We start from the raw sequence: 13,059 nt of genomic DNA, 5'->3' as shown, positions 1-13,059 counted from the left end.
TGGTTATTGAATTTGTTGTAGGTTGTCGTACGACTATTGGCAGTATCGTAAGGCTTTCCGTTTCTTGTCAACGCGTCTTGTGGCGAATTTGACGAAGGGTTGGATTCTCAGGGCGGCCTGTGGCGAGGGAGCAAGCTCCCTCGCCACAAGAGCGGTGTCAGCGAACCGTCTTACAACAACGAAATCGGATAGCTGATGAAGATCCGGTTTTCGTCGAACTCGTTGGTGCTGAAGTTTTTGCGGATGCTCGCGTTACGCCATTTGACGTTGAGGTTTTTCAGCGGACCGCTCTGCACCGTGTAGGCCAGTTCCGATTCACGGCCCCATTCCTTGCCGTCGGTGATGCTTCCGGTGTGCACGTTATCGCCGCTGATGTAGCGGTTCATCAGGGTCAGGCCCGGCACGCCGAGGGCCACGAAGTTGTAGTCGTGACGCACTTGCCAGGATTTTTCCTTGGCATTGTCATAGCTGGAGTTGTAACTGTCGTTGGCCAGGGTGCCGCCGCTGGTGCCGTTGACGCGCATCCAGACATCGTCGCCCGTGAGCTTCTGCAGGCCGACATAGAAGGTGTTGCCACCGTACTTGGCCGAGAGCAGGGCGAACGCGGTTTTGTTATCGAGGTCGCCGGCCAGGGCGCTACCGTCTTCCTTGCCGATGAAGTAGCCGAGGTTGGCGCCGAGGGTCCAGTCGCCAATGGGCTGGCTGTGGCTCAGGTTGAAGTATTGCTGTTGGTAGATATCGCTCAGTTGCGCGTACCACACGCCGACCTGGGTGCGTTTTTCGTTGAAGGCGTATTCGCCGCCACCGAAGTTGAAACGATCGGAGGTGAACGCCGCTTTGCCGTTCATGAACATGTCTTCCATGCTCCCATCGTTACGCGGGCTGTTCTGGCGGAACTGCCCGCCGTAGAGCGTCAGGCCGCTGATTTCAGTGGAGGTGACCTGACCACCACGGAAGGTTTGCGGCAGGGAACGGCCGTCGTCCGAGCGCAGGATCGGCAGCACCGGCATCCATTCACCAACCTTGACTTCGGTCTTCGAGATCTTGCCCTTGAGCGCCACGCCCAGGCGCCCGAAGTTGTCGGCCGGGCGACCGTCGTGGTCCAGTGGCAGCAACTGTGTACCGCCGGTGCCCTTGCCGCCATCGAGCTTCTGCGAAAACGTGCCCAGCACGTCCACACCAAAGCCGACCGTGCCCTGGGTGAACCCGGATTTGGCGTCGAGGATGAAGTTCTGGGTCCATTCCTCAGCCTTGCCCTGGGGGTAGGCCGGGTTGGTGTAGTTACGGTTGAAGTAGGCGTTGCGCAGGTTCAGCGTGGCTTTGGCGTCATCGGTGAAACCTTCGGCGTGACTGGTCATGGGCAGGGCGATGGCCAGGCTGCTGCAACCGATCAGGCTCAGGGCATGACGGCGGGCAAACTGTGGACGTGGGGCACGGGGGGACGAATTGCGGGCGGGCTTGCTCACTGTAACGCTCCATTTCTTTTTTGTTTTTATTGTTGTTATACGTCGTCGTACAACATTGGAGGCGATTATTTACGCGGCGTTTCAGTGTTGTCAATCGGAAGTTGTACGATGACTTGGTGTATAGAATTCTTATGTGGGAGCGAGCCTGCTCGCGAAAGCGGAGTGTCTGTTACATCAATGCTGACTGTGGCGACGCCTTCGCGAGCAGGCTCGCTCCCACAGGGCGGCGGGTCTTAACTCGAAATCATTGGCGGCAGGGTACCCAGCAACGAAACCGCCGCCACCGCGCCAATGCCCAGCAACCATTCGGCGATCACGCTTTTACGCAAGGCCGACAGGCGCTGTTCGCAGTCCTTGATCCGCAGCCGGTTGAACAACGCCAGGCCGAGCAGGGCGGCGGTGGTGAGGGCTTTTTTGAGCAGCATTGTCGGGTTCCTGTCAGGCAGTGGCGAAGTGGCGTCAGTTTAGCCGCCGGAGGCCCGTTGTACGAAGTTTGGTTTTCCCCTGTCGCCGCGAGGTAGAGCGGATGCTAGTCTTGTTTAACGCTGTTGTCAGGGAGCCCTCATGGGCAATCACAAGATCGAGATTCGTCGCAGTAACGTCGAGAAAATTCTGCTGGGGGCCGAGAAGGTCTTCGCCGAGAAAGGCTTCGGCAGCACCGCCATGGCCGACATCGCCGCCGAAGTGCAACTGCCGCGCTCCAACCTGCATTACTACTTCAGCACCAAGACCGAGTTGTACAGCGCCGTGCTGTTCGACTTGCTGGAAGTCTGGAAGCAGGACGCGCTGTGCTTCGAGATGTTCGACGACCCGCGCGTGGTGCTCAGCAGTTACATCCGCGCCAAGATGAACCACTCCCGCAGCCGTCCCTACGGTTCGAAAGTCTGGGCCAACGAAATCATCCACGGCGCCCCGACCCTGGGGGAGGCACTGGATGCGAGCCTGTACGACTGGGCCAAGATGAAAGAAGCGAAAATCCGCCAGTGGGTGGACGACAAGCGCATCCTGCCGGTGGAGCCTTCGAGCCTGCTGTACATGATCTGGGCCTCGACCCAGCACTACGCCGACTTCGACCACCAGGTGAACATCCTCAACGACCACCAGCCGCTGTCGGACATGCAGTTCGAACGGGCGATACAGACCGTGACCAGTGTGATTTTGCGCGGGATCGGGTTGGAGCCGTAAGTTTTGTGGCGAAGCTGATGGCCTCATCGCTGGCGAGCCAGCTCCCACAGTAGATCTTCAGTCGACACAAAATTTGTGAACACCAGAGACCCTGTGGGAGCGGGCTTGCCCGCGAAGGCGTCTTTTCAGGCGCAGCCCATCTCAAGGACTGACGTGATAGGGATTCCTCGGATCATGGTTCCAGTCCAGAAACGGCTTGCCGTTTTCCACCGGCACCATCTCGATGCAGTCCTGCACCGGGCAGGTGATCTGGCACAGGTTGCAACCCACGCATTCATCCTCGATCACTTGATACTTGTGCGTGCCGTCCGCCTGCTTGAGGCTGGCCACGGCCTGGTGCGAAGTGTCTTCGCAGGCGATGTGGCAGCGGCCGCAACCGATGCAGGCGTCCTGGTCGATTTTGGCGATGACCTGATAGTTGATGTCCAGGTACTTCCAGTCGGTGGTGTTGCCCACGGCACGCCCGGAAAACTCTGAAATGCTCGAGTACCCCTGACTGTCCATCCAGCGTGACAGGCCGTCCTTCATCTCCTCGACAATCCGGAAGCCATGCAGCATGGCCGCCGTGCACACCTGCACCGAGCCGCAGCCCAGGGCAATGAATTCCGCCGCATCGCGCCAGTTGCCGATGCCGCCGATGCCGCTGATGGGCAGGCCACGGGTCTGCGGGTCACGGGCGATTTCGGCGACCATGTTCAAGGCAATCGGCTTGACCGCTGACCCGCAATAGCCGCCGTGGGTGCTCTGGCTGCCGACCATGGGGTTGGCGACCATGCGCTCCAGGTTGACGCTGGTGATCGAGTTGATGGTGTTGATCAGCGATACCGCATCCGCGCCGCCACGGTGCGCCGCGCGGGCCGCAACGCGGATGTCGGTGATGTTCGGCGTCAGCTTGACGATCACCGGCAGCGAGCAATAGGTCTTGCACCAGCGGGTGACCTGTTCGACGTATTCCGGCACCTGACCGACCGCCGCGCCCATCCCGCGTTCCGGCATGCCATGGGGGCAACCGAAGTTCAGTTCGATGCCGTCGGCACCGGTGGCTTCCACCAGCGGCAGGATGTGTTTCCACGATTCTTCGACGCAGGGCACCATCAACGACACGATGAGCGCACGGTCCGGCCAGTCCTTTTTGACCTGGGTGATTTCCCGCAGGTTGATCTCCAGCGAGCGGTCGGTGATCAGTTCGATGTTGTTGAAACCCATGACTTCACGGTTAGGACCGAAGTGCGCCGAGTAGCGCGACGATACGTTGACCGCCGCCGGGTCTTCACCCAGGGTTTTCCAGACCACGCCACCCCATCCGGCCTCGAACGCGCGGACCACGTTGTAGGCCTTGTCGGTGGGCGGCGCGGAGGCCAGCCAGAACGGGTTGGGGCTTTTGATGCCGGCGAAGACAATCGAGAGATCGGCCATTTACGCAGCCTCCACGTTGAGCATCAGTTGAGCGTTGATGGCCTCGGCGGCCAGTTTGCCGTGCTGCACGGCCTGCACGGTGAGGTCCTGGTCGAGGCTGGTGCAATCGCCGCCGGCATACACGCCGGGGACGCTGGTGCGCAGCTGTTCATCGACCTCGATACGATCCCCCCGGCGCTTGAGTTCACCGGCCAGCGGGTCGGCGAGGGCGCTGCTGTCGAAGGCCTGGCCGATGGCTTTGAAGATGGCGTCGGCGGCCAGTTCAAAGGTTTCGCCGGTGGTTTGCAGACGATCTTCGACCAGATGGGTGCGCGCGAATCGCATGCCGCGCACGCGGCCGTCGGCATCGAGCAGGACTTCTTCAGGTTGTGCCCAGGTCATCAGGCGCACCTGATTGGCCTTGGCGATGTCCTGTTCGTGGCGGGTAGCGCCCATGTCCTCGACACCACGGCGGTACACCAGATTGACGTCATGGGCTCCAAGGCGTGCCATCTGTACGGCCATGTCGATGGCGGTATTGCCGGCACCGAGCACGATGCAACGATCAGCCAAGGGCAGTTGAGTCAGGTCATCGGCCTGGCGCAGTTCACGGATGTAGTCGGTCGCGGCCAGCAGCCCCGGCGCGTTTTCATGGGCCAGGCCCAATTGCTTGCTCGCCGCCAGACCCAGGCCGAGGAACACCGCATCGAATTGCTGATGCAGTTCGGTCAGGCTGAGGTTCTCGCCAAGTTTTTGCCCGTGACGGATCTCGATCCCGCCGATCTGCAGCAGGAACTCCAGCTCCTTCTGCGCGTAGTCATCCACCAGTTTGTACTTGGCGATCCCGTATTCATTGAGACCGCCGGCCTTTTCCCGAGCTTCGAAAATCACCACGTCATGGCCGTGCATGGCGCTGCGATGGGCGCAGGACAAACCCGCCGGCCCGGCACCGACCACGGCGATGCGTTTGCCGGTGGCGGCGGCGCGGGGGAACGGGTGTTCGCTGAAGTGTGCGTTGTCCACGGCGTAGCGCTGCAGCAGGCCGATCAGCACCGGTGCGCACTCCTGAGCGTTGTTGCGCACACAGGCTTGCTGGCAGAGGATTTCGGTGGGGCAGACCCGGGCGCAACTGCCGCCGAGGATGTTCGCCGAGAGGATTTTCTGTGCTGCACCCTGCACGTTGTCCTGATGGATATTGCGGATGAACGATGGAATATCGATCTCGCTCGGACAGGCGTTCACGCACGGCGCGTCGTAGCAATACAGACAGCGCGAGGCTTCAAGGTGAGCCTGGCGGTCGTTGAGCGGCGGTGCCAGGTCGGTGAAATGACTGGCGAGGACGGCCGCCTGCTCTACGGGATGCGGGAGATGGGTCAAGGTCTTGATCACGGTATTGGCCTCACGGTGATGGCGGTGCTGCCTCTGTCGGGCATTGTTTTTGTGTGGTTCGGGCTGACGCCATCGCCAGCAGGCTGGCTCCCACAGGGATTTCAGGTGTTCACAAAACCTGTGGGAGCGAGCCTGCTCGCGATAGGCCGAAGGCCTCGATCTCAGCGTTTCACGGCAACCGGCTGATTCAACTCAGCCCGCTTGCTCAGCAAATCAAACACCGCCGGATACGCCGGCCGTTCGATATACCGCCCGGCGCCGCGTTCGGCCCGCAGATCGCCGTCGGCCCAGACCACCCGGCCCTGGCTGATGGTGTGGCTGGGCACGCCGCGCACGGTCTTGCCCTCGAAGATGTTGAAGTCGACTTGCTGGTGGTGGGTCTTGGCCGAAATCGTGCGCGTGCCCTGCGGGTCCCACAGCACCAGGTCGGCATCGGCGCCGACGCGGATCGCGCCTTTGCGTGGGTAGAGGTTGAAGATTTTCGCGGTGTTGGTGGAGGTCAGCGCCACGAAGTGCTGCATCGACAAACGCCCGGTGTTCACCCCTTCGTCCCAGAGCACGGCCATGCGGTCTTCGATGCCGGCAGTGCCGTTGGGGATCTTGCTGAAATCATCCTTGCCCGCGGCTTTCTGCTCGGCGCAGAAGCAGCAATGGTCGGTGGCGGTGGTGTGCAGGTTGCCGGCTTGCAGGCCATGCCAGAGCGCTTCTTGATGCCCGATGGGGCGGAACGGCGGGCTCATCACGTAACCGGCGGCGGTCTGCCAGTCCGGGTGTTGATAGACGCTGTCGTCCAGCAACAGGTGCCCGGCCAGCACTTCGCCGTAAACCGGTTGGCCCTTGGCCCGGGCATAGGTGATTTCGTCGAGGGCTTCCCTGGTCGAGACGTGCACCAGGTATAACGGTGTGCCGAGGGTTTCGGCGATCCGGATCGCCCGGCTCGCCGCTTCACCTTCCACTTGCGACGGACGCGACAGGGGATGCGCCTCCGGCCCGGTCATGCCCTGGGCCATCAGCTTGCGTTGCAGGTGATAGACCAACTCGCCGTTTTCCGCGTGCACGGTGGGCACCGCGCCGAGCTCCAGGCAGCGTTCGAAACTCGCCACCAGCGTGTCGTCGGCGGCCATGATCGCATTCTTGTAGGCCATGAAATGCTTGAAGCTGTTGACCCCGTGGTGCTTCACCAACTCGGCCATTTCTTCGCGGACCTGCTCGCTCCACCAGGTGATGGCGACGTGGAAGCCGTAATCGGAAGCCGACTTCTCGGCCCAGCCACGCCACTGATGGAACGCTTCCATCAGTGATTGTTGGGGGTTGGGAATCACGAAGTCGATGATCGACGTGGTGCCGCCGGCCAGACCGGCCGCCGTGCCGCTGTAAAAGTCTTCACTGGCCACGGTGCCCATGAAGGGCAGTTGCATGTGGGTGTGCGGGTCGATGCCGCCGGGCATCAGGTATTGGCCGCTGCCATCGAGTACTTCGGCACCTGTGGGAGCCTCGAGGTTTTCGCCGATGGCCTTGATCACGCCGTCTGCGCAATACACATCGGCGCGATAACTTTCATCATGGGTAATAACGGTGGCGCCACGGATCAACAGAGACATTCCGAGTTCCTCGCAGGCAATGACCGGCTGATGCCGGCTCTCAATGTTTTATATGAAGCGAGTTGCACAGGTTTATTCCTGTCATCGCTGTCAAGATTGAAAGCTAGCTGGTGTTATTGAAATCAGCAAGAATAATTTTTATAAGCTTATATGCGTTTTAAGTTGTTGATTTTTAACAGTAAAAATTAAAAATCACCAAAATGGTGAGGCCTCTCACCATTTTGACGCACTTGACAGGATCCAAATATGGTCAAGATTTCTTATGTGAAATCAGCCGTTTGAGGATGGTCTATGGTTGATGCGCAACGTTTAAAAAAAGATTCACGCACCAGATTGAGTCCTGACTGTTTGGACAACTTGCCTGGCATTCGGCCTGAGTGGCATGGCAAGTGACCGGAGACTGAATGGTTGAATAAATAAAACTGATAATAATCAGCTGTTTATAAAACGTTTATGGAACTGCCCGATGCGTAAGCGGGGTATCCGGCACGTTTATTGATGCCGCCAGCCCTCGATGAGCAATACAAAACAACAATGGAGCGGCCATGCAACAGATCAGATCACAAGTGACCGAGCGCGACGGCTTGTTTGAGTTGGAGGCCGGCAGCGACGTCCTCGACAGTCCCCGATACAACCATGACATGGCACCGACCAAGGTGCGCGAACGAACCTGGAACCAATGGCACATCACGGCCTTGTGGATCGGCATGGCGGTTTGCGTGCCGACCTACACCCTGGGCGGCGTGCTGACGGCGTACTTCGGGCTGAGCGTCGGCGAAGCGCTGCTGGCGATCCTGTTTGCCAACATCATCGTATTGATCCCGCTGACCCTGAACGCCTTTCCCGGCACCAAGTACGGCATCCCGTTTCCGGTGTTGCTGCGCTCGTCTTTCGGCGTCCTCGGTTCCAACATTCCGTGCCTGATCCGCGCCTTGGTGGCGTGCGGCTGGTTCGGCATTCAAACCATGTTCGGTGGCCTGGCGATTCACCTGTTCCTGGGGTCGGTGTTCGACGGCTGGAAATCCCTGGGCGGCACCGGCGAAGTCATCGGCTTCATGATCTTCTGGGCGCTGAACCTGTGGGTGGTGATTCGTGGCGCCGAGTCGATCAAATGGCTGGAAACCCTGTCTGCACCATTGCTGGTGGCGGTAGGCGCAGGCTTGCTGGTGTGGGCCATGCCCAATGTGTCGATGACTGAACTGCTGGCGATTCCGGCCAAGCGTCCCGAAGGGGCCGGCGTGGCCAGTTATTTCGCCGCCGGATTGACCGCGATGGTCGGCTTCTGGGCCACGCTGTCGCTGAACATCCCGGACTTCAGCCGCTATGCGAAAAGCCAGAAGGACCAGATTGTCGGGCAGATCATCGGTTTGCCGTTGACCATGTTCCTGTTCGCCTCGCTGGGCGTGGTGATGACCGCCGCGTCGGTGAAACTGGTGGGCGTGACCGTCTCCGATCCGGTGACGCTGATCGGCCATATCCAGAGCCCGGTCTGGGTCGCGGTGGCCATGGCGCTCATTATCATTGCCACCTTGTCCACCAACACCGCGGCCAACATCGTTTCGCCGACCAACGACTTCCAGAACATTGCGCCCAAGGTGATCAACCGCACCAAAGCCGTACTGCTGACCGGGTTTGTCGGCCTGGCGCTGATGGCCCATGAGCTGCTGAAAAAACTGGGCCTGATCGTTTCTGACGTGAGCCTGGAAACCGTCTATTCCAACTGGTTGCTGGGCTACTCCAGCCTGTTGGGGCCGATTGCCGGGATCATGGTGGTGGACTATTTCCTGATCAAGAAACAGCGACTGGACCTCGCCGGGCTGTACCGCGATGACGTGTATCCGGCGTGGAACTGGAACGGGTTCCTGGCGTTCGGGGTGCCGGTGGTGTTGACGCTGCTGTCGTTGGGCAGCGATGCCTTCAGCTGGTTCTACAGCTACGGCTGGTTCACCGGCTCGGCCCTGGGTGGGTTGATTTATTACGGGTTGTGCTCGATGCGGGCGCAGCCGTCTGCCGTGAAATCGGCGGTGTAGCGGCTGGCCCTGTCGCGAGCAGGCTCGCTCCCACTTTGGGTACGCGTTACCCCTGCGGGAGCGAGCCTGCTCGCGATGACGGCCTCGAACACACCGACGAAATGCCTGACAGAATCCATAAGAACTGCCTGAGGAGATCATCATGAACGCAGCTGTAGATGTTCTGCAGTCCACCCATCAGCACATCAACCGCGACCGTCTGTGGCAGTCGCTCATGGAACTGGCCAAACTCGGCGCCACGGTCAAGGGCGGCGTTTGTCGCCTGGCCCTGACCGACCTCGATCGCCAGGCCCGGGATATTTTCGTCAGATGGTGTGAAGAGGCGGGCTGCACCGTCAGCATTGATGCCGTGGGCAACATCTTCGCCCGGCGCCCCGGGCGCAACCCGGACTTGCCGCCGGTGATGACCGGCAGCCACATCGATACCCAACCCACCGGCGGCAAGTTCGACGGCTGCTTCGGCGTGCTGGCCGGGGTCGAAGTGCTGCGCACCCTCAATGACCTGGGCGTGGAAACCGAAGCGCCGCTGGAAGTGGTGGTCTGGACCAACGAAGAGGGCTCGCGTTTCGCCCCGTGCATGATGGGCTCCGGCGTGTTCGCGGAAAAATTCACCCTCGAGGAAACCCTGGCCAAGGTCGACGCCGAGGGCGTTACCGTGGGCGAGGCGTTGAACGCCATTGGTTACGCCGGGTCGCGCGCGGTCAGCGGCCACGCGGTGGGCGCCTATTTCGAAGCGCATATCGAGCAAGGCCCGATTCTCGAGGACGAGCGCAAGACCATTGGCGTGGTCATGGGCGCCCTCGGGCAGAAATGGTTCGACCTGAAACTGCGCGGCGTCGAAGCCCATGCCGGGCCGACGCCGATGCACCTGCGCAAGGATGCCCTGGTCGGTGCCGCGGTGATCGTCGGCGCGGTCAATCGCGCCGCCCTCGGCCATCAACCGCACGCCTGCGGCACGGTCGGTTGCCTGCAAGCCTATCCCGGTTCACGCAACGTCATTCCCGGCGAAGTGCGCATGACCCTGGACTTCCGCCATCTCGACCCGGTGCGCCTGGACTCGATGATCGCCGAAGTCCGCGAAGTCATCGAAACCACCTGCGAGGAACACGGCCTGACCTATGAACTCACCCCGACCGCCGACTTCCCGCCGCTGTACTTCGACAAGGGTTGCGTTGAAGCGGTGCGCGGGGCGGCGCAAGGCTTGGGCCTGTCGCACATGGACATCGTCAGCGGAGCAGGGCACGACGCGATCTTCCTCGCCGAACTCGGCCCCGCCGGGATGATCTTCGTACCGTGCGAAGGTGGCATCAGCCACAACGAAATCGAAAACGCCGCGCCGGATGACCTGGCGGCCGGATGTGCGGTGTTGTTGCGGGCCATGCTGGCGGCTTCGGCGGCGATTGCCAGCGGGCAATTGGCCGCTTGAAGCGCAACAGATCGTAACCCTCGGCATCCCGTGGAGGCAGTGCTGGTCGAACGCGTGCAGGAACTTCGCACGATTGCAGGCTCTGGCGGTCGTACTTGTCACCGGAGTGCAATTGCTCCGCCGTACGTATGGAGATGCAATGAGCCAAGACGTCCTGACCACAGAAACCAGCCGCCGCCAATTGCAGCAGATCATCACGGGCCTGTCCGACGGGGTGATCCTGCTCGATCTCGACCAGACCATCGTCTGGGCCAATGACGCGGCGCTGGCCATGCACGGCATCGAGCGGATCGGTGACCTTGGGGCGAACGCCAAGGAGTACGCGCGTCGCTTTGCCCTGCGTTATCGCAACCATCACCCGGTGCCGGTGGCCAGTTACCCGATCAGCCGTGTCGCCCGTGGCGAGACCTTCAGCGATGTGCTGGTCGAGCTGACCCCGGTTGATGATGAAGAACGTACCTGGGTGCATAAGGTGCGCAGCCTGGTGGTCACCGATAGCCGCGGTGAGCCGGAGTCGTTGGTGCTGATCATGGACGATGTCTCCGAGTGGGCCAGCGCCGAGCAGCGCTTCGAGAAAACCTTCGCCGCCAACCCGGCCCCGGCGGTGATCTGCCGGCTCAGCGATCTGCGCTACATCAAGGTCAATCCCGGGTTCCTCGAAATGACCGGTTATGCCCGTGATCAGGTGATCGGTAGCTCCACTTATGAACTGGATATATTGGACCAGGCGCAAAACAAGGACCTGGCCAAGCAGCGTTTGCGCGAAGGCGCGACCATTCCGCAAATGCAGGCCGAACTGCGCGTGGCCGAGGGGGGAACCAAGCAGGTCATCGTCGCTGGCCAGCCGCTTGAGCTCAACGATGAGCCCTGCATGCTGTTTTCCTTCGTCGACGTGGAGCCGCGGCGCAAGGCTGAAGTGGCCCTGCGCCAGAGTGAGGAGCGTTTTGCCAAGGCCTTTGGCCTGACCCCGGTGCCGATCCTGGTGTGCAGTGCCAGCGATCAGGTGGTGATGGATGTGAACGAGGCATTCCTCGAGACCCTCGCGTATCCGCGTGAGGAAGTGCAGGGCAAGACCATCGCCGAAATCGACTTCATTCACGACAAGGGCGCGAGGACGAAACTGTTCAGCGCCCTGGAGAAAACCGGGCGTCTGGATCGGGTTGATGTCCGCGTTCGAAAGAAAGATACCGAACTGATGGATTGCGCGGTTTGCGCCGACACCGTGAATATTCAGGACAGGGCTTGCTACCTGCTGGTGTTGATGGACATCACCGAGCGCAAACGCACCGAACTGGAGTTGGTGGCGGCCATTGAAGAGGTGATGAAAGATGCCTCCTGGTTCAGTCGTACGCTGATCGAAAAGCTCGCCAACGTGAAGCATGTCAATTCGCCGCAGTTGCCCAGTGTGTCCTTCACTGACCTGACGGCCAGGGAGCGCGATGTGCTGGAGTTGATCTGCGAAGGCCTGGCGGACAAGGAAATCGCTGCGCGCCTGAAGCTGGCACCGAACACGGTGCGCAATCATGTGGCGACGGTGTATTCCAAGCTCGATGTGCACAGCCGCAGCGAGGCGATTGTCTGGGCACGCGAACGCGGGTTGTTTTCCAGTGCGTGGCGGCAAAAGGGTCAACGGTAGGTGCAAATGCACCAGGCGATGGGGTGCAAATTCACGTTCTGGCGGGCAGGTGGCAAGCCTTAGGCTGAGTGCGTGCGAATGACAGTTTCGGATCATTCGTCCGCCCCGAAGTCGCTAAAGGAACAGCCATGCATCCCGAACGTTTTACCTGCACAGTCGCTTGTCGCCGAGGGCCATCGCAATGATTTACCTGGCGCAACTGCGGACGCAGCTTGAGCGGACCTTTTCACCCCTGGCCTGCGAATGCGCTGTCACAGGCGATCATTCGTTGACCATCAAGCTCTACCATCCAGTGACCGGGCAAGTTGATCTGGTGGTCAGCGGTTTGAACATGACGAGGCTGCAGACGTCCGATTCGATCGCGACGCTCATTGAAGAGCTGCGTTATGAACTGGAGAGCAACAGCCTGCAACGCCCCGACCCGGTGGTGTAGGAATCGCCAGCTTTCCCCGGTCTGGACGGCTGGTTACGCGATAAGAATGTACAAAAGTGATATTTCTGCACCTGCCCCGTGAACTTTTGGGCGGTGTTTTGTTGTCACACCTCTGTGTACATCCTTTTCTCGCGGGTCATCCTATGAACAGTCTTGGGAAACGCGTTTTTGCTCCAACGTCGCTCGTACTCTGCGCCATGATTCTCGGCGGCTGCGCCAGTCCGCCTCCGCCACCTCCCGCCGCACCGCCTCCACCCCCTGAACGCACCTGCCAGACCCTGGATAAAACCGATGTCATGGGCGATGTGAGGGCCGAAGGCGAGGTGACTCGGGTGACGACAACTACCCGCTGCGTGACGCAGTAGAGCGGGTATGAGAAAGGCATTACCTGCCCATCAGTCAGATGAACGGCTGCCTCTTCTGTAATTGAATGGACTCGCCCAAGCCGAGGCGTCTGTGCGCCACGGTGGCATTCTTATAGAAGCCAACGACAGCGAG

The 13,059-nt window shown here is 60.6% G+C and carries 9 protein-coding genes and 1 pseudogene; 5 read left to right on the top strand and 5 right to left on the bottom strand.

Annotated elements, in window-relative coordinates; translation table 11 throughout:
- Positions 1 to 170: 170 nt before the first annotated feature.
- A complete protein-coding gene (locus JQF37_RS21815; protein WP_130211313.1) occupies positions 171 to 1,466 on the bottom strand; it encodes an OprD family porin in 1,296 nt (431 codons plus the stop codon).
- A gap of 233 nt (positions 1,467 to 1,699) precedes the next feature.
- Positions 1,700 to 1,891 (bottom strand): annotated as a pseudogene (locus JQF37_RS21810) (copper resistance protein CopD); the annotation flags it as partial.
- Between the two features lie 139 nt (positions 1,892 to 2,030).
- Here JQF37_RS21810 and JQF37_RS21805 point away from each other — a divergent pair.
- Entirely contained in the window at positions 2,031 to 2,651 is a 621-nt protein-coding gene (locus JQF37_RS21805) for a TetR/AcrR family transcriptional regulator (RefSeq protein ID WP_047528232.1), read from the top strand.
- Positions 2,652 to 2,792: 141 nt separating this feature from the next.
- Here the strand turns inward: JQF37_RS21805 and preA are convergent, their stop codons facing one another.
- The 3 genes from preA to hydA all read right to left on the bottom strand — a co-directional run bounded on the left by preA (position 2,793) and on the right by hydA (position 7,036).
- A complete protein-coding gene (gene preA / locus JQF37_RS21800; RefSeq protein WP_130211312.1) occupies positions 2,793 to 4,067 on the bottom strand; it encodes an NAD-dependent dihydropyrimidine dehydrogenase subunit PreA in 1,275 nt (424 codons plus the stop codon).
- Complete coding sequence (locus tag JQF37_RS21795) at positions 4,068 to 5,435, bottom strand: NAD(P)-dependent oxidoreductase (protein ID WP_130211311.1); 1,368 nt, start codon at positions 5,433 to 5,435, stop codon at positions 4,068 to 4,070.
- 161 nt (positions 5,436 to 5,596) lie between these two features.
- Complete coding sequence (gene hydA, locus JQF37_RS21790) at positions 5,597 to 7,036, bottom strand: dihydropyrimidinase (protein ID WP_130211310.1); 1,440 nt, start codon at positions 7,034 to 7,036, stop codon at positions 5,597 to 5,599.
- Positions 7,037 to 7,581: 545 nt separating this feature from the next.
- On the opposite strand from hydA, the gene JQF37_RS21785 reads away from it, so the two are divergent.
- From JQF37_RS21785 to JQF37_RS21770, 4 genes are all read left to right on the top strand, one after another.
- Positions 7,582 to 9,066 carry an NCS1 family nucleobase:cation symporter-1 gene (locus JQF37_RS21785; RefSeq protein ID WP_130211309.1) on the top strand — a complete coding sequence of 495 codons (1,485 nt, stop codon included), beginning with the start codon at positions 7,582 to 7,584 and terminating at the stop codon, positions 9,064 to 9,066.
- 142 nt (positions 9,067 to 9,208) lie between these two features.
- Entirely contained in the window at positions 9,209 to 10,492 is a 1,284-nt protein-coding gene (locus JQF37_RS21780) for a Zn-dependent hydrolase (RefSeq protein WP_130211308.1), read from the top strand.
- A gap of 139 nt (positions 10,493 to 10,631) precedes the next feature.
- Positions 10,632 to 12,128 carry a helix-turn-helix transcriptional regulator gene (locus tag JQF37_RS21775; protein ID WP_130211307.1) on the top strand — a complete coding sequence of 499 codons (1,497 nt, stop codon included), beginning with the start codon at positions 10,632 to 10,634 and terminating at the stop codon, positions 12,126 to 12,128.
- A 181-nt stretch (positions 12,129 to 12,309) separates the two neighbouring features.
- Positions 12,310 to 12,561 (top strand): DUF1652 domain-containing protein, encoded by a 252-nt coding sequence (locus tag JQF37_RS21770; protein ID WP_130211306.1) that lies wholly within the window; start codon positions 12,310 to 12,312, stop codon positions 12,559 to 12,561.
- Positions 12,562 to 13,059 lie beyond the last annotated feature (498 nt).

This window comes from Pseudomonas sp. MIL9 (genome assembly GCF_016887925.1).
GTDB classification, from domain to species: Bacteria; Pseudomonadota; Gammaproteobacteria; order Pseudomonadales; family Pseudomonadaceae; genus Aquipseudomonas; species Aquipseudomonas mohnii.
The sequence above is the reverse complement of the archived record's forward strand: the minus strand, read 5'-3'. Positions and strand labels throughout refer to the sequence as shown.